Source organism: Kordia sp., from assembly GCF_965224175.1.
GTDB lineage: Bacteria > Bacteroidota > Bacteroidia > Flavobacteriales > Flavobacteriaceae > Kordia.
In genome coordinates this window covers 2,855,407-2,872,649 of the sequence record NZ_OZ245041.1, presented here as the reverse complement: position 1 = coordinate 2,872,649, position 17,243 = coordinate 2,855,407, and the positions used below count along the sequence as shown (strand labels likewise).

Sequence of the window (17,243 nt, the reverse complement as noted above, 5' to 3'; positions counted from 1 at the left end):
ATACGAATGAAAAAATGGTTGAAACGAATTGGATGGACATGTCTCCTTATAGTAATAGGAACAGTTATCTGTAATGCATATGTAGAAATCACAACCAAAGGAAAAACATTTAACTCAGTTGTAGAGGTTCCAGTTAATAAAGTAGGTTTGTTATTAGGCACTGGAAAATATCTCAAAAACGGTAATATCAATTTGTTTTATAGATATCGTATCAATGCAGCTGTTAGTTTATACAAAGCTGGTAAAATAAAATATATATTGGTAAGTGGCGATAATGGGAGTAAAAATTATGATGAACCTACAGCTTTTAAGGAAGATTTGGTCGCGGCAGGAATTCCAGAGAACAAAATTGTTCTAGACTATGCAGGTTTTAGAACTTTAGATTCGGTAGTGCGTAGCAAAGAAATATTTCAACAAGAAAACATAACGATTATCTCTCAGCAATTTCACAATGAACGTGCCATTGCGATAGCGAATGCCAAAGGAATCAATGCAGTTGGTTTTAATGCAAAAAATGTCGGTGGACGAAATGGTTTCAAAGTGAAAGTGCGAGAAGTATTGGCGCGTGTTGCTATGTGTATTGATCTTGTTATTGGAAAACAGCCTAAATTCTTAGGTGAAAAAATCGCCATAAAATAGTTTCATATCTTCATAAATTTCTCTCATACTTTCCGTAGAATAATCAGTATTTTTACATCATGAAAGACGAAGTAATAATTTCGCAAGGAGATAGATCGCTTTGGCACAATATCGTTGCTGCATTTTTTTATGCAGTGACAATTATGTGTATACTGCTTCTATTTTTTGGATTCGAACTTTCTTTTGAAAAGGCTATTGTAGAAAATAAAGTTCAGTTTATAGAAATTGCCATATTTTCAGGCGCAACAGCATTTTATTATTCCGTAGTTCAAACCTATTATTTCGATTTCAAAAACAATCGATACAAATATGAACGCGCAGTTTTATTTGTAAAGCTAGGCAGATGGAAAACACTTCCTGCATTAGAATATATTTCAGTATTCAACAAAAAAGGAATGTACCAAGTAAATCTTTGGTATGCTGGAAACAAGCATTTCAATATATACAGCATGCTTGATGAAGCAGCAGCTTTGGAAGTAGGAAAAAAATTAGCAATTTCTCTGCGAATCGATTTACTTGATGCTACAGTTGCGAACGATTCAAAATGGATTGATCTATGAAAATTCCAAAAAAGATTCAAACAAAAATTCAAGATCGCAAGCAAAACAATATACTGAGAACCTTGCCTTCTATCGCTGAAAGAATTGACTTTTCTTCTAACGATTACTTAGGTTTTGCGGCTTCTGAAACGATTTTCGATAAAACACATCAATTACTCATTGATCGTAATCTAAAACAAAACGGTGCTACAGGATCGCGCTTGATCTCAGGAAATTACGAATTATATCAAGAAGTGGAAGCGCAATTATGTGCATTTCACAATGGAGAAGCAGCATTGCTATATAACTCTGGATATGATGCAAATATTGGTTTCTTCTCTTCGGTTCCACAACGTGGAGACATTATCTATTATGACGAGTTTATTCATGCGTCCATTCGTGATGGAATTGGAATGAGCAATGCAAAATCATATAAATTTAAGCATAACGATCTCACAGATTTACAAACGAAAATTCAAAAAATACAGCAAAGCAAAACCGATGATCAGGAGATTTATGTTGTGACAGAATCTGTATTTTCTATGGATGGCGATTCGCCTAATTTACCAGAATTGATCAATTTCTGTACGCAAAACAACATCTATTTAATTATTGATGAAGCACATGCTTTGGGTGTTTTTGGAGATCATGGACAAGGTTTATTGCAAGAACTAAAACTAGAAAATGAGGTATTTGCCAGAATCTATACTTTTGGAAAAGCATTGGGTTGTCATGGTGCTGTAATTATTGGAAGTGAAGATTTAAAAAACTATTTAATCAACTTTTCTCGAAGTTTAATTTATACCACAGGATTATCGCCACATGCAATAGCTACGATCAAAGTTGCCTATGATGAACTAGCAACAACCAACGCGATACAACAATTACAAGAAAACATTCAAATCTTTCAACAGGCAACAATAGATTTAAACTTTATAGAAGGAAATGCTGCAATTCATTGTTGTATCTACTCTGGGAATTTAAGCGTAAAAAACACAGCAAAAAAGTTACAAGAACAAGGTTTTGCAGTAAAAGCTATTGTGTCGCCAACAGTTCCTAAAGGAAAAGAGCGTTTGCGTTTCTGTCTGCATGCATACAATACAAAAGAAGAGATTATGAAAGTCATTGAAGCACTAAAAAAAGTACAATCATGAAGAACGATTTTTATACAGTAGCATCATTTGAATACACTGCGGAAGCACAAGTGATGAAAGGTAAATTTATGTCGCATGGCATTGAAGTATTTTTAAAAGATGAACATACGATTGATGTTGATCCATTGGTGAGTCATGCAATTGGTGGTGTAAAATTGCAAGTACATTTACAAGATAAAGAAGCTGCCATAACTTTATACAACGAATTACGTGAATATGAAGTAGACAAGCATAGAGTTCGAATTGTATGTCCTAACTGTGGAAAAAACCGCATCATTATAGCGCCACCAAAGAAAAGCATGTTGTATTTATTATTTCCATTCTTTGAACCCAAACGTTATGAATGTATAGATTGTGGAGAAATTTTCAAAAAGTAATCAAACAATGCAAAAAAAAATATTCGTTACAGGAATCTCAACCGAAGTAGGTAAAACAGTGGCTTCAGCTATCTTAGTAGAAGCATTGCAAGCAGATTATTGGAAACCTGTACAAGCGGGCGATTTAGACAATTCAGACAGTCATAAAATTGAACGTTATATCTCAAATACAAAAACAAAAATTCACCCAAATAGTTATGCGCTCCATACACCAATGAGTCCGCATGCTTCCGCAGAAATTGACAAACTAACCATCAATTTAGAAGAAATAAAAGAACCAATCACAGAAAATCATTTAGTGATTGAAGGTGCTGGTGGAATTTTAGTACCCTTAAATAATGAACAAACTATTTTAGATGTAATTCAACCAGAATACCATGTAATAGTAGTCTCTCGTCATTATTTAGGAAGTATCAATCATACACTACTAACGGTAAATTTGTTGAAGGAAAAAGGATTTAAAGTGTCTATTTTATTTAGTGGAGAAAAACATCCTACAACAGAAGCCATCATTCAAAAAATGACAAATGTTCCTGTATTAGGACGTATTGATGAAGAACCATATTTTGATCAAAATGTGATTCGTGAATACGCAGAAATATTCAAAGAAAAGCTATAATGAGTTTACAAGAAAGAGATAAAAAACACCTTTGGCATCCGCTTACACAGCACAAATCGCATCCAAATCATATTGCAATTACCAAAGCAAAAGGAGCTGTTTTGTACGATGAAAATGATAATCAATATATCGATGGAATTGCTTCCTGGTATACTTGTGTTTATGGACATTGCAATTCGTATATCATAGATAAAGTTCGCGCACAAATGGAAACCTTAGATCATGTGGTCTTTACAGGTTTTACACATAAACCAGCCGTAGAACTCTCAGAAAAGCTCATAGAAATACTTCCTGATAATCAAGAAAAGCTATTCTTTTCAGACAATGGTTCTACAGCGATTGATGTAGCTATAAAAATGGCGTTGCAATATCATTTCAATCAAAATGAAAAAAGAGGAAAAATTATTGCGTTAGAAAATGGTTTTCACGGCGATACCTTTGGAGCAATGTCTGTTTCTGGCTTATCAGTATACAACGGACCTTTTGAAGATTTCTTTATTGATGTATCCAGAATTCCTGTGCCAACTGCTGAAAACATAGAAGAAGTCAAAGCTTTATTCAAAAAACTTATTGAAGAACATCACGTAGCAGCATTTATCTACGAACCTTTAGTGCAAGGCGCAGCAGCAATGCAAATGCATGAAGCAATTCATATCAATGAAATCTTAAAAATTGCTCAAGAACACAATGTGGTTACTATTGCTGATGAAGTGATGACTGGTTTTGGAAAAACAGGTAAAAATTTTGCATCGGAATACATAGAAACAAAACCAGATATTATGTGTTTATCAAAAGCATTATCTGCAGGAATGGTGCCAATGGCAATAACAAGTTGCAGTCAAAAAATATACAATGCTTTCTATGCTGATGATATGAAAAAAGGTTTTTTCCACGGGCATACGTATTCCGGAAATCCTGTAGCATGTAGTGCTGCCATTGCTGGAATAGAACTCTTACAATCTGACGAAATACAAGCAAACTTAAAACGTATTAAAGCTTCACACGAAGCATTTGGTCAAGAAATAAAAAATCACCCCAAAATAGCTTCTACACGACAACAAGGACAAATTTTTGCCTTAGATCTAAACATAGAAATGGAGCGTTATGGGAATTTACGTGACAAGCTGTTTCATTCTTTTATGAGCAAAGGTGTTTGTTTGCGTCCGCTAGGAAATACCATCTATATTTTGGCGCCATACGTTACAACAGATGTGCAACTACAAAAAATATATCAAGCCATTCGAGAAACTATTGATGAACTTTAAACTATAATAATTTTTTGTTGAATGTAGTTTGTTGTGAATCATTGTTGAGTCACGCTACTGCTCTTGTAATAAATCAATCGTTTCATTAGACGAGTCAATATAAATAGTCATCTTATCATACGTCCATGTTCCGTTGTATTTTTGCCCAACAACATACACGGTTCCTGAGCCATTTGGTCCTTCTACTGGAAAAGAAATATTAGCTTCTCCCGTATTATTTTGGATAGAAATATTTCCTTGAAGCATTCCTTCTTGTTCAATAGGTTTACCTAAAATTTCAATAACATATTCGTTAGTCGTCGCGCTATCAAAAGCATCTTTATACGGTGTTGATTTCTTTATAAAAGAAGTGACAGTAAAGAAGATAGCGATGATAAAAATAACAAACAAAGCAATAATAGAAAGACAGCCTGTTGGTACAAACCATTTCCAATTGCGTTGCCACCAATTTTTTCGTGGTTGATGATTTGGATGTGCTTCAAGTCGATTCATTAGTTGGTCTTTAAGGTTCTTTCTAACAAGTATCTAAAATACTGAAAATGTTACAAATGCATACCAAACGGAATTTATAAATTGTAGACTAGATTTTCATGAAAATCGAAAATGATTGCTTGTATCGTTCTGAGAGTCAGTATACTTTTGAAGTATTACAAATCAAAAACTTTAACTTAAGTATTATGAAAAAAAAGAATTTAAACAGTAAACTAAATTTAAAAAAGAATCTTATTTCTAATTTGCAAAAAGATGGACTTACAGGTGGTTTAAATGCAAGAACAAACATTTGTTCAGGAACACAAAATACGTGTATCAATTGTGATTCTCCAACAAGACAAAGCCCATGCCCACAACAATCGGTAAGAACTTGGTGTCCGACGCAATGGTGTAATCCTTCGATTGATCCAGCACAATGTCCACAACAGTACTGTAAAACCAAAAAGCGAACTTTTTAAGGTTCGCTTTTTTATATTTTGAAGAAGTACTTCTATTTTTTTTATAATGAATGTATCAAGGGCAAATATCAATAATTCGACTCTTAAGCTCTTCTTCAGGTTCTAGAATGATTTCTGTAGGAGCGTGATAAGCGCTAGATCTTTCTGTATCATCTTCATTTCCACCATAAATAGTATGTGTAGAAATTGTAATCTTTTTAAGAGATAACTTTTTGTGGAATCTACTTTTCATAATGCTGTAAGTTTTAGAGTTGATTAATAATGTGAAGGAAATCAATTTTAAAATAAATTCCCAATACTTCTAATCGGCTTTTATAAATACCGTGATAGACTTTAAAAATGTTATAGTTGATAACTTATTTTATAAAATATCCGTGTGTTTAATACTAGAAAAGCTCTTGAGAATTCTTCAAGAGCTTTTTGTTGATCATAGATATTGTTAAATACAAGTTTCGTTGTGTGCACTAATTAACGCTGGATTTTCATCCTCAACAGGAATTGGAGTTTCTGTTGGCTCATGGAAAGCACTCGATTTATTGCTGTTGTCTTCGTTTCCACCATATATTAAATGTGTTGATATGGTAATTTTTTTAAGAGATAATTTTTTATGAAGTTTACTTTTCATGCTAAAAATTTTAGAGTTAATAACTATTGTGAAGGAAGTTAATTCTTGAATAGATTGCTAATATTTATAATCGATTTTCATAAAAATCGTGATAGATTTTCATGAAAGCCGTAAGTATAGCCTTGTGTTGGCTGAAAAAGCTATCTAATTTTGATTGTATAAATTAATATCTATTAATCATGAAAAAAAAGAATGTAAATCTCAAACTGAGTTTAAAGAAAAATCGTGTATCTAATTTACAGTCATCAGGCGTTAAAGGTGGAGTAAATGTTACCAAGCAATATCCATGTCCAGTACAATCAGAACATGGACCTTGTTATTCAAAAGATTGTATAGTTACAGGTCCGTCAATTGTTGCAACATGTGCAGAAGGTTGTACGAGACCAACCATTGAGCTTTCATACTGTAATAACGGAATTCCAAATCCTTGTTTATCTGTACAAGTTTGTGCATAATCAATACTAAAAAAGCGAACTTTAAAAGTTCGCTTTTGTACTTTGAGTTATGTTACAGATGTTAAATACAAATAGGTGAATTGTAACTTAGTAAAATTGGATCGTTAGGCTTTGTGTCCAACCTAGGAATTTCAGTTGGTTCGTCATATGCACTCGATGGCGGAACTGTCTCTCCATTATCAGCGATACCTCCATAAATTTGATGTATGGAAATAGTGATCTTTTGGAGTGATAATCTTTTGTGAAATTTGCGATTCATATTACTTGCTTTAAAATTAATGATATCTTGAAGTACGTTAATTCTAGTACAGAATCCCAACATTTATAATCGATTTTTATAAAAATAGCGAGTGTTTTTTTAATTGTAAATTACAGATTTTCAAGGTTTTTTATGTAATATGAAGGATTGAATCCTGTACGTTTCTTAAAAGCCTTTGCAAACGATTCCGATTTCTTAAAACCAGTTTCTTCTGCAATAGATTGAATAGTGTATGAACGTAATTTTTTATCATCTTTCAGGGCATTCAACACATACGTAATTCGCATATCTGTCATATATTCTGAAAAAGTTTTCTCCTTATACTTATTAATTACTTTTGATAAATAACTCGAATTGGTATTGCATTTTTTTGCCAATGTGGAAAGATTATACTTCTTATCCAAGAAAAATAAATTTGCTTCTAAAACTTCCAATTTGTCTAATATTTTAGAAGCTTTTTCATCAGATAAAACATATCCTTTTGGCTGCGATTCGGTTTGAGAAAGATCTTTTGTCTTTAACTCTTGAATGATTTTATGAAACTTCGCCTGTTTTTGCTTTTGTTTATTTCTGTAGTATACAAAGAAAATAACTACGGTAATGATCAAAATAATAATAGCCGAGATGGCTTGTATGAAGTAATTTTTAAACAACGTAGATGTTTCTTCTGCTTTGTCTGCACGATATTCAACATTTTTTAAATCATACTCTTCAAAAATTGTTTTATACAATTCAAAACGTTTTTCGGTACTTAAATTTTTACGTTTAATGTATTGATTGAAAACTTCGGTTGCTTTTTTATGATTGCCTAACTCAACATAAGTTTTACCAAGAAATTGATAGGTTTCATCCAATTCGATAAAGTTTAAATCTTTAGTTTGGATAATGCGATCTGCTTCAGAAAAACTTAGAAGCGCTTCTTGGTATTTTTTCAATCCAAACAAACATTTTCCTTTATCAAGTAGTAAAAAAGGAGTAATTAAATGAAGATCAGGATTCTTTGTAGAAATTGCTAAAGCTTCTTCAATTTTATTTAATGCTTTATGATATTTTTTCTCAGCAGTATACACATTTCCTTTTCCACCTATAGCAATACACTCTCCAGAAAGATAATGCGTTGTTTTATTCAATAAAAGACTTTTTGAATAGAGTTCAATGGCTAAATCATACATAGAGGCATTTGTGTACGATTTGGCAGTATTGTTCAGCATTTTAATAAATCGAACTTTCAGAAAACGAGAATCAGGCTGCAACATTAGTAAGGAATCGTACGAATGTATAATTTCACTGAATTCATTCAAAGCTTCTTCAGTCTTTCCTACCTTTAAATTTATTGTTGCAATATCAAATTCGAGTGTCAATCGATTGCTGATAGAACCTTTTGTACGCATAATATCATAAGCTTTTACATAATAATCTAATGCGCCCTCATAATCAGATTGTATATACATAGCTGCTCCTTTAGCATGAAGAAAAGAACCTAACAAAGAATCTTTTTTACTTTGTTGAGCCAATCCAATAGCTTTATCTATAGCAGCATGTGCTTTGTGATACACTTTTGCTTTTCTGTAAATGCGATGTTGAAAATAATATGATGTTGCGATGTAGTACGTATCTTTTCTTTTTATTGCTCGATCTAAAAAAACCTGAATATAACGCTCAATATTATTCTTAGAATTCAATTGCTCTTTCAAATACGCATGTTGTTGTACTAAGTTTTTTTGTTTAAAAACAGCTAGAGAATCTTGATTAATAGCAGCCATATACAGTGGAAGCAACAACACAAAAAAGAACAGTTTGGAAATATTCATCAGCAATATATTTTATATCAAGAATTTAAAAATACTAGAAAATATCCAGATATACTCTCAAACTTCAATGAGCAAAAAAAATACTTGTAATTCTCTTTCATAAACTACATTATAAATGTTAGCAAATCATCACATTTCTTACGATATTAGCACTCTTAATATATGTCGATATGATGCATGACTGTATTTCAATAACTGGCTTAGGTTCGGTATCTCCATTAGGAAATACACAAGCTGAAATTTGGAAACATTACAACAATGATTCACACTGTTTTCAAACGGAAACAATTCATGATAAAAGTGTATACACAGCGCCGCTTTCTACAACTGCAGCAGCAGCAATTCAAACATTAAAAAATTCAAATTCAAAATATAAAAACCTTGATAATAGTGTTTTATATGCCATATTAGCGTCTAGAATAGCAATTGAAAATGCTGGTTGGACTCATGAAAGCGATTTTGGAATCAACATTGGCTCTTCACGTGGAGCGACAACGCTTTTTGAAAAATATCACAAAGATTTTCTTGAAAACGAACATGCACAAACACTAAGTTCACCAACAACAACACTTGGTAATATATCATCATGGGTTGCACATGATTTGCAAACTTCAGGTCCGCAAATATCACATTCAATTACCTGTTCTACAGCATTACATGCCTTGATGAATGGAATTGCTTGGCTAAACTCAGGCATGACCGATAAATTTTTGGTTGGAGGAAGTGAAGCTCCACTAACACCATTTACCATTGCGCAAATGCAAGCTTTGCACATTTACGCAAAAAAAGAAACAACGTATCCTTGCTTATCTTTAGATTTAGAAAAAAAGCGAAATACTATGATTTTAGGCGAAGGAGCTGCATCAGTATGTATTGAAAAAGGTGAAAAGCAAAACGCGTTGGCGAAAATTAGAGGAATTGGTTATGCAACCGAAATCTTAAAACACAATACTTCTATTTCGGCAGAAGGTATCTGTTTTGAAAAATCAATGCGTATGGCTTTGGGTAGTCATAAACCAGAAGAAATAGATGCAATTGTATTGCATGCACCAGGAACGATAAAAGGAGATTTGGCAGAATGTCAAGCAATCAAAAAAATATTTTGTAACAAAATTCCAAGTTTGACTACGAATAAATGGAAGATAGGTCACACTTTTGGAGCTTCAGGAATGTTAAGTGTAGAACTTGCAATAGGAATGATACAGCAACAAAAATTCATTTCAATTCCTTATCTTAACAAAGGAAAAAAACCAACGCAATTAAACAAGATATTAGTGAATGCGGTTGGTTTTGGAGGAAATGCTGTTTCGGTATTGCTAACAAAAGACTAAAATTCGACAGAAATTAACAAATTAAAAATCACACGCTATGGGAGATTGGTTTTCAACATTAACGCTTTTCGAGAAATCCTACTGGATTATCGCAGGAATATCATCAACAATATTTGTATTTGTATTGATCACAACATTCTTAGTTGGTGATACAGATGGAATCGATGGTGATGTAGATGCTGATATAGAAAGTGATACAGGAATTGGATTTCAATTTTTCTCTTTCAAAAACTTAGTAGCATTCTTTACTATTTTTAGTTGGGCAGGAATTTCATGCATAGATGCTGGATATGGAAAAGGAATTACCATTCTGGTTTCTGTTATTGCCGGACTTATCATGATGACCATCATGGCTACACTAATTTACTATATTAATAAATTAGTAAGTAGCGGAACGTTAAAGCTTGAAAATGCTATTGGAAATATAGGAGAAGTATACTTAACCATTGGAGCAAATCGTTCGAAAATTGGTAAAGTTCATGTCAATATTCAAGGAGCTTTGCGCGAATTGGATGCACTTGCCGATAGCGAAGAAAACTTAAAAACAGGAACTGTAATAGAAGTAAAAGAAATTACAGGAACAGGAATATTAATCGTACAACCATTAAATCAATAATTTTTTATGAGATCACTCTTATTATTGCAAAATCTTTCAGATGATGGCGGGAACCCTTTACAAGGCGCTTCTTCTCTAATCTTATTTGTTTTTGCTGCGCTCTTTATTTTTATTTTAATCACGGTATTTATCCGTAGATATAAACGTTGTCCTTCAGATAGAATCTTAGTAGTTTATGGAAAAGTAGGTGGCGGAAAATCTGCCAAATGTATTCATGGTGGCGCGGCATTCATTATGCCCGTAATTCAAGATTATGAATATTTAGACTTAACACCAATTTCAATAGAAGTAAACTTGGTAAATGCCTTAAGTAAACAAAATATTCGTGTCAATGTACCTTCACGATTTACAATTGGTATCTCAACAGAACCAGGAGTAATGCAAAATGCTGCAGAACGTTTACTTGGATTAGGTCAAAACGAAATTCAAGAATTAGCACAAGAAATTATCTTTGGTCAGTTGCGTTTAGTAGTGGCTTCGATGGATATTGAAGAAATTAACTCAGATAGAGATAAATTTTTATCGAACATTTCTGAAAGTGTAGAATCTGAATTAAAGAAAGTAGGTTTAAAACTAATCAACGTAAACATTACGGATATCGTTGACGAATCTGGATATATTGAAGCACTCGGTAAAGAAGCTGCAGCACATGCAATCAACGCGGCTCGTAAATCAGTTGCTGAGAAAAACAGAGATGGTTCTATTGGTGAAGCAAACGCATTACAAGATGAGCGTACACAAGTTGCCGCAGCCAATGCAAAAGCTGTTGATGGAGAAAATACTGCAAAAATTGAAGTTGCAAACTCTGATTCCTTACGTAGACAGCGTGAAGCAGAAGCAGAACGTGTAGCAATTGCTTCAGAGAAAGTACAAGCTGCAAAAGCCTTGGAAGAGTCATATGCTGCTGAACGTGAAGCGGAAATTGCCAGGGCAGAAAGAGAACGTTCATCGCAACAAGCCGATATTATTGTCCCTGCAGAAATAGACAAACGTAAAGTAGAAATTGATGCAGAAGCAGAAGCAGAACGTATTCGTAGAAAAGCAAAAGGTGAGGCAGATGCGATCTTGTTCAAAGCACAAGCAGAAGCACAAGGTTTGTATGAAGTATTAACAAAGCAAGCTGCTGGTTTAGACGAAATTGTAAAAGCTTCTGGAGACGATGCAAAAGATGCAGTATTATTATTAATTGCTGATAAATTACCAGAATTAGTAAAAACACAGGCAGAAGCTATCAAAAATATCAAAATAGATAAAGTAACCGTTTGGGAAAATGGTGGCGGAGGAAAAGATGGTAAAACATCTACGTCAAACTTTATCTCAGGAATGTATAAAGCAGTTCCGCCTTTACAAGAAATGTTCAACATGGCAGGAATGGACTTACCTGAATACTTAAAAGGAAAAGATGTTACTAAAGAAATTTCTGTTTCTGAAGTAAAACCTTCAAATGATTCAGAAGAAAATTAAAAACAACATTCTATAATACAAATAAAAAATCCGCTCAAAGGCGGATTTTTTTATGCTATATAGTAAATAGTAAACACTACACTTTTTTACGCAAAAAAGTAAAACCTAATTTCTTTGAAATAGTGTGTGATAACTATAGTTGTATTTTTTTGTGTAAAACATGAAAAAAGAGAATCTACTTTAGTTTAAAGCTTTGCATTTTAGTTATTTGTGTTGTTTTTTGAATTAAAAAATCATCTTTGTAAATGAACGAATTCATCTTGTTTTTAGAAGAAATTCGTCATTTTTAATATTCTAAATATCTTCAATCTTTGAATAACACTATTTCATTTAAAGTCGTGATACCTTCCTTTTTTTAACAATTTCAATGCCTGAAATTCGTATTCGAAATCAAAGAACAATTGTTATCAATTTCATGTACGAGGAAGTCGAAAATCGTTAACAGAGTAGGCAGGTTATTAAAATATACAAAAATGAAAAAGTCATTAAAAAAATTACAGATCAACAAAGAAGTAGTTACAAAGTTAGATGTAGACCAAGTAATTGGTGGACACTGTGGTCCAACTGATCTTATGTGTAACTCTACTCCAGAATGGGAAGGTGGAATAGGTTGCCAAGAATGGTAATTAATTAAACACAAAACTTCCTGTATGTATTGCTTTAGCAGGAAATTTTAGAAATCGCGTTGCGAAAGGAAAAGTTGTATAAGTACTTACTTTTTCTTTTGTAGCGCATTTTTTATTACTATAACTGCGTTAAATTCAAATTAAAAATTCATGTGATTGATGGTTGTAAGATTAATATGATTATTTTGTAGTCAATATCAAATTATCTTTTTCCATTTAATACATGAATAAAAAAATAGCACGAATTATTCTATTAGGAATTCTTCTTCTTTTTACAAGATATAATTCATTCTCACAACAGGCAAACTACACAGAAGAAATCAAAGAACAAACACTTCAGCACTATATAAATCAAGGGTTTAGTCTACAAAAGCAAGGAAGCTATCAAGAAAGTATAACCTTTTTTTTAGATGCAATCGTGCTTGCCAAAGAAACAGGAAACGATGATTTACTATTCAGTTCGTATGCGAAATTAGGCAAGTCATACCTCTACAGTGGAAAAAGTGAAAAAGTACTTGAAGCGTATTATAATGCACTAGAACTTGCAAAAAGAAATGAAAATGTTGAGCAAGAATTAATCGCTTACTCAGGATTAATCGCCTTTTTGCCTTCTATCAATAAAAAAGAAGATGCTGTCAATTTTTCTTTGTATGCATTGAATTTGATAGATAAAACGTCATTTAGAAATAAAAAAAGACATGTACAGTTATTAACCACTGTCTGTGATGCTTTCATGGCAAAAGATGACTACGATGATATGTTCCTTCACATGGAATTAGGAATTCAGTTAGCAAAAAAGCTAGACTATCAAGCAGGTCTTGTAGATTTATATATCAAAAAAGGAAAATACTATCACTATAAAAAACAATGGGATAAAGCTTTTCAGTATCTAAATAAATGTAAAGGCATTCTAAAAAAAGGCAAAATAGCAGGCTCTTTTTTGCAAACTATAAACGCTAATCTTGCCATAGCGAGGTGTTTTTACGATCAAGGAAAATATGAAGAGGCCATTCAAGAATTATTGTATTCAACAGAAATCATAAAAAAAGAAGATCAACAAAAAGATAACGTAATACAGACATATAGTTTACTGGCAGATTGTTATCAGAAAAAAGGAAATTACAAAGAAGCTTCTACACTGCGAGAAAAAGCAATGTTACTAAAAGATATAGCGCGTAAAGGTAAAGATGTTGCTATCGATAAATTTTATGAAAAAGATATTAATAATCTCTTGTCTAAAATAGCAGCATTACAGCATCATGGAAAAGCACAAAAACAAACCATAAATTATATGTTATGGGGAATTTTACTAGTGGCAATGGCATTTCTTCTAACGTTACTTTTATACATCAAAAAACAAAAAGAAAATAAAACAAAGTTTAATGTACTCATTGAAAAAATTTCAACATTAGAAACGAGTAAAAAAAGCATCAGTTCTAAAAAAGCTAAAAGCACTGAGAAAAATATTCGTTTAGATGATGATAAAATAAAAAACATTCTTGTTCGATTAGACAAATTAGAAGCACAAGAATACTTCTTAAAGTCTTCATGTAACTTGCATTCTATAGCAAAGAAAACGAAAACAAATAGTACATATATTTCACAAATTATTAATACGTACAAGGAGAAAAGTTTTAATGAGTATATAAACGATTTACGTATTGAGTATGTTTTAAAAAGATTAAAAAATGATGAAAAATTTAGAATGTTTTCTATCAAAGGAATTGCTACAGAAATTGGTTATAAAAGCACAGATTCGTTCGTAAAACACTTTAAGAAAGAAACTGGATTAAATCCATCGTACTATATCAAACAACTCAATAAAATAGAAGTTTAGAGTAAGAAACGGACTCACTATTTTAACTGAAATAGGGTATAATATTTTTGTGAATTTAGAATCTCAATCTATCTTCGATTCGTTAACAAAAAACATTTATAATATGAAAAAGCAATTGAGTAAAATCAGTTTAAGAAAAGTAATTGTGTCAAAAATGAACACAAGAACAATGTACAATATTAAAGGAGGATCTAGCATTCCTACAGATTCTGTAAATGGAGATAAAGAGGATTTAGGTGATACAGATGATCCTAATTTAACATATGGCAATTGTGATTCCAGTCCTTTTTAAAACAGGAATCAATACACTGATAAAAAGTCTTGAAATTTCAAGACTTTTTTTGTACCCTATTTTGTTTAAAGTCGTGAAACATTCCTTTTTTTAACAATTTTAATGCCTGACATTCGTATTCGAAATCAAAAAACAATTGTTACCAATTTCATGTACGAGGAAGCCGAAAATCGTTAACAGAGTAGGTAGGTTATTAAAAATATTTAAAGATGAAAAAGTCATTAAAGAAATTAGAAATCAACAAAGAAGTGATCTCTAACTTTCATGCGAAGAAAGTTACTGGAGGAAGTGTATTCAACACAGTTACTGAATGCATAACTGGAGAACCGCCAACAGATATTTTCTGCGAAACTGGTGCCTTACGTTGCGGTTAGTCACAATAATAAACTTTAATACATGTATAAAGTGAATTGAAGTTATCTTATTAGTATTTTAAAATTACGTTACAAGAAGTTAGAGGAAAATCATAACGACTGTAACGTAATTTTTCTTTTTACGTCAAATAGCTATATTTACAAGAAATCATAAGTTATGAGGCTACAATTACGTTTTCCATGCATACTATTATTCACTATTCCTTCCATAACTTTTGAGAAACAGAAAGCAGATATTTGCTATAAATTCGAATCAAAATTTTACAAACTATTTACTGACTTCATCAATGAAAAATAATAAAATCGTCTTCAAAAGAAAAGTGCCAGCCTTACGCTTTGTTTTTGGTATAGGCTTTTTTTTAGTTGGTATTATTGCTATATTTTTTGGAAATTTATTAGGATTTATTTTTTGTGTTGTATCGATCTTGTTTTTTAACAGAGATGGATCTGAAATAAAATTAGATACAAGGCAGTATAGAACATTTTTAGATACTTTTGGATTTCGATTTGGTACATGGGAAAATCTTCCAGAAATAGAATATGTTTCAGTATTTAGTACTACCGAAACGACAATAATTCAAGATTTTACTGGAGTAACAGAAATGACGGATAACATCATTGTGTTAAACTTATTTTACAATGGAAACCATCGTATCAAAGCCTATGCAACAACAAGTAAAGAAGATGCGCTTAAAGTAGCAAAACACATCGCAGAAATATTAAAAATTGATATTTTAGACGCAACAGAAGCAGAATCTAAATGGATATAACTATTTTTGTCACCAAATAAACTTTTTTATGAGCAACATACGACACAATTGGACTAAAGAAGAAATCATTGCGATTTACAATAAACCAATGATGGAATTGCTATATGAAGCAGCAACTGTACACAGAGTTCATCACGATCCTAATACAGTACAAGTGTCTACATTACTATCTATAAAAACGGGCGGTTGTCCAGAAGATTGCGGATATTGTCCACAAGCAGCACGCTATCATACCGATATTGAAGGAAACGATTTAATGTCCGTTTCGCAAGTAAAAGCACAAGCATTACGTGCAAAATCATCAGGAAGCTCACGTGTTTGTATGGGAGCAGCTTGGCGTAATGTAAAAGACGGACCAGAATTTGATCAAGTGCTAGAAATGGTTCGTACCATCAATAAATTAGATATGGAAGTTTGCTGTACGCTAGGAATGGTAACAGAAAATCAAGCACAACGTTTAGCAGAAGCTGGATTATACGCATACAATCATAATTTAGATTCTTCAGAAGAATACTATAAAGAAGTCATCTCAACGCGTGGTTATGAAGATCGTTTAGAAACAATCGATAATGTTCGTAAAACGAATGTAACGGTTTGTAGTGGTGGAATCATTGGAATGGGAGAATCTGTAGAAGATAGAGCAGGAATGTTAGTAGCACTTGCTACACTAAATCCGCAACCAGAATCTGTACCAATCAATGCATTAGTAGCTGTAGATGGAACGCCATTAGAAAATGAAAAACCTGTAGAAATCTGGGAAATGATTCGAATGGTAGCGACAACTAGAATTGTAATGCCAGAAACGCAGGTGCGTTTATCAGCAGGAAGAACAAGTATGAGTCGTGAAGGACAAGCAATGTGTTTCTTTGCAGGTGCAAACTCAATCTTTGCTGGAGATAAATTACTAACGACACCAAATCCAGACGTAAATGAAGACATGAAAATGTTTAAAATGTTAGGATTAAATCCTCAAAAACCATTTACAAAAAAAGTGCAGCCACAAACGGTAGAAGCAGAAGATTCACAATACCAAGCACTCGGAGAAAAGCCAAAATGGTCACGACCAGATCATAAAATAGAGCGAAACGAAGAAGCAAAAGAAAAGAAAAAAGCAGCGGTATTAGAGAAAAAACAATAAAGAGTACCAAAATTGACATAAAAAGGGCTCAGAAATGAGCTCTTTTTTTAGCTTTAAAAATATTTTTTCATAACAATTTATTAACTTAGCTAGAATAAACGT

22 protein-coding genes are annotated in these 17,243 nt (G+C 32.4%); 17 read left to right on the top strand and 5 right to left on the bottom strand.

Going from position 1 to position 17,243, the window contains the following annotated elements:
• Positions 1 to 6: 6 nt before the first annotated feature.
• From ACOQOS_RS12505 to bioA, 6 genes are read left to right on the top strand one after another with little or no spacing between them, the layout of a single operon-like run.
• Positions 7 to 639: a SanA/YdcF family protein gene (locus ACOQOS_RS12505; protein ID WP_420570798.1), complete on the top strand. Its 633-nt coding sequence runs from the start codon at positions 7 to 9 to the stop codon at positions 637 to 639.
• 59 nt (positions 640 to 698) lie between these two features.
• Positions 699 to 1,199, top strand: a complete 501-nt coding sequence (locus tag ACOQOS_RS12500) for a hypothetical protein (RefSeq protein ID WP_420570797.1) — start codon at positions 699 to 701, stop codon at positions 1,197 to 1,199.
• Complete coding sequence (locus tag ACOQOS_RS12495; protein WP_420570796.1) at positions 1,196 to 2,332, top strand: aminotransferase class I/II-fold pyridoxal phosphate-dependent enzyme; 1,137 nt, start codon at positions 1,196 to 1,198, stop codon at positions 2,330 to 2,332. The genes ACOQOS_RS12500 and ACOQOS_RS12495 overlap by 4 nt, the downstream gene beginning before the upstream one ends.
• Positions 2,329 to 2,709 carry a DUF2007 domain-containing protein gene (locus ACOQOS_RS12490; protein WP_420570795.1) on the top strand — a complete coding sequence of 127 codons (381 nt, stop codon included), beginning with the start codon at positions 2,329 to 2,331 and terminating at the stop codon, positions 2,707 to 2,709. The genes ACOQOS_RS12495 and ACOQOS_RS12490 overlap by 4 nt, the downstream gene beginning before the upstream one ends.
• Before the next feature lie 7 nt (positions 2,710 to 2,716).
• Positions 2,717 to 3,328, top strand: a complete 612-nt coding sequence (bioD, locus tag ACOQOS_RS12485) for a dethiobiotin synthase (RefSeq protein ID WP_420570794.1) — start codon at positions 2,717 to 2,719, stop codon at positions 3,326 to 3,328.
• The gene (bioA, locus tag ACOQOS_RS12480; protein ID WP_420570793.1) at positions 3,328 to 4,593 is read left to right on the top strand and encodes an adenosylmethionine--8-amino-7-oxononanoate transaminase; all 1,266 of its coding nucleotides are present in this window, start codon (positions 3,328 to 3,330) and stop codon (positions 4,591 to 4,593) included. Before bioD ends, bioA begins: the two co-directional genes overlap by 1 nt.
• 54 nt (positions 4,594 to 4,647) lie before the next feature.
• Here bioA and ACOQOS_RS12475 read toward each other — a convergent pair whose 3' ends face one another.
• A complete protein-coding gene (locus ACOQOS_RS12475) occupies positions 4,648 to 5,085 on the bottom strand; it encodes a cytochrome c oxidase assembly factor Coa1 family protein (RefSeq protein WP_420570792.1) in 438 nt (145 codons plus the stop codon).
• A gap of 98 nt (positions 5,086 to 5,183) precedes the next feature.
• On the opposite strand from ACOQOS_RS12475, the gene ACOQOS_RS12470 reads away from it, so the two are divergent.
• Complete coding sequence (locus ACOQOS_RS12470; RefSeq protein WP_420570791.1) at positions 5,184 to 5,543, top strand: hypothetical protein; 360 nt, start codon at positions 5,184 to 5,186, stop codon at positions 5,541 to 5,543.
• 55 nt (positions 5,544 to 5,598) lie between these two features.
• Here ACOQOS_RS12470 and ACOQOS_RS12465 read toward each other — a convergent pair whose 3' ends face one another.
• Complete coding sequence (locus ACOQOS_RS12465) at positions 5,599 to 5,775, bottom strand: hypothetical protein (protein WP_420570790.1); 177 nt, start codon at positions 5,773 to 5,775, stop codon at positions 5,599 to 5,601.
• A 207-nt stretch (positions 5,776 to 5,982) separates the two neighbouring features.
• Positions 5,983 to 6,168 carry a hypothetical protein gene (locus ACOQOS_RS12460; RefSeq protein WP_420570789.1) on the bottom strand — a complete coding sequence of 62 codons (186 nt, stop codon included), beginning with the start codon at positions 6,166 to 6,168 and terminating at the stop codon, positions 5,983 to 5,985.
• A gap of 179 nt (positions 6,169 to 6,347) precedes the next feature.
• Between ACOQOS_RS12460 and ACOQOS_RS12455 the strand changes: the two genes are divergently transcribed.
• Positions 6,348 to 6,623 carry a hypothetical protein gene (locus ACOQOS_RS12455; RefSeq protein WP_420570788.1) on the top strand — a complete coding sequence of 92 codons (276 nt, stop codon included), beginning with the start codon at positions 6,348 to 6,350 and terminating at the stop codon, positions 6,621 to 6,623.
• Positions 6,624 to 6,684: 61 nt separating this feature from the next.
• Here ACOQOS_RS12455 and ACOQOS_RS12450 read toward each other — a convergent pair whose 3' ends face one another.
• Positions 6,685 to 6,882, bottom strand: a complete 198-nt coding sequence (locus ACOQOS_RS12450; RefSeq protein WP_420570787.1) for a hypothetical protein — start codon at positions 6,880 to 6,882, stop codon at positions 6,685 to 6,687.
• 110 nt (positions 6,883 to 6,992) lie between these two features.
• Positions 6,993 to 8,693, bottom strand: a complete 1,701-nt coding sequence (locus ACOQOS_RS12445) for a helix-turn-helix domain-containing protein (RefSeq protein WP_420570786.1) — start codon at positions 8,691 to 8,693, stop codon at positions 6,993 to 6,995.
• A gap of 173 nt (positions 8,694 to 8,866) precedes the next feature.
• On the opposite strand from ACOQOS_RS12445, the gene ACOQOS_RS12440 reads away from it, so the two are divergent.
• The 9 genes from ACOQOS_RS12440 to bioB all read left to right on the top strand — a co-directional run bounded on the left by ACOQOS_RS12440 (position 8,867) and on the right by bioB (position 17,141).
• Positions 8,867 to 10,024, top strand: coding sequence for a beta-ketoacyl synthase N-terminal-like domain-containing protein (locus ACOQOS_RS12440; protein ID WP_420575144.1), 1,158 nt, complete (start codon positions 8,867 to 8,869; stop codon positions 10,022 to 10,024).
• A gap of 37 nt (positions 10,025 to 10,061) precedes the next feature.
• Positions 10,062 to 10,640, top strand: a complete 579-nt coding sequence (locus ACOQOS_RS12435) for a hypothetical protein (protein ID WP_420570785.1) — start codon at positions 10,062 to 10,064, stop codon at positions 10,638 to 10,640.
• A gap of 6 nt (positions 10,641 to 10,646) precedes the next feature.
• Positions 10,647 to 12,104 carry a flotillin family protein gene (locus ACOQOS_RS12430; protein WP_420570784.1) on the top strand — a complete coding sequence of 486 codons (1,458 nt, stop codon included), beginning with the start codon at positions 10,647 to 10,649 and terminating at the stop codon, positions 12,102 to 12,104.
• 473 nt (positions 12,105 to 12,577) lie between these two features.
• Positions 12,578 to 12,730 carry a class I lanthipeptide gene (locus ACOQOS_RS12425; protein ID WP_420570783.1) on the top strand — a complete coding sequence of 51 codons (153 nt, stop codon included), beginning with the start codon at positions 12,578 to 12,580 and terminating at the stop codon, positions 12,728 to 12,730.
• A gap of 223 nt (positions 12,731 to 12,953) precedes the next feature.
• A complete protein-coding gene (locus tag ACOQOS_RS12420) occupies positions 12,954 to 14,567 on the top strand; it encodes a tetratricopeptide repeat protein (protein WP_420570782.1) in 1,614 nt (537 codons plus the stop codon).
• Positions 14,568 to 14,670: 103 nt separating this feature from the next.
• Positions 14,671 to 14,859 (top strand): class I lanthipeptide, encoded by a 189-nt coding sequence (locus ACOQOS_RS12415; protein WP_420570781.1) that lies wholly within the window; start codon positions 14,671 to 14,673, stop codon positions 14,857 to 14,859.
• A 209-nt stretch (positions 14,860 to 15,068) separates the two neighbouring features.
• Positions 15,069 to 15,233: a hypothetical protein gene (locus ACOQOS_RS12410; RefSeq protein ID WP_420570780.1), complete on the top strand. Its 165-nt coding sequence runs from the start codon at positions 15,069 to 15,071 to the stop codon at positions 15,231 to 15,233.
• Positions 15,234 to 15,520: 287 nt separating this feature from the next.
• Positions 15,521 to 16,003, top strand: a complete 483-nt coding sequence (locus tag ACOQOS_RS12405; RefSeq protein ID WP_420570779.1) for a hypothetical protein — start codon at positions 15,521 to 15,523, stop codon at positions 16,001 to 16,003.
• Between the two features lie 28 nt (positions 16,004 to 16,031).
• Positions 16,032 to 17,141 carry a biotin synthase BioB gene (gene bioB / locus ACOQOS_RS12400; protein WP_420570778.1) on the top strand — a complete coding sequence of 370 codons (1,110 nt, stop codon included), beginning with the start codon at positions 16,032 to 16,034 and terminating at the stop codon, positions 17,139 to 17,141.
• Positions 17,142 to 17,243 lie beyond the last annotated feature (102 nt).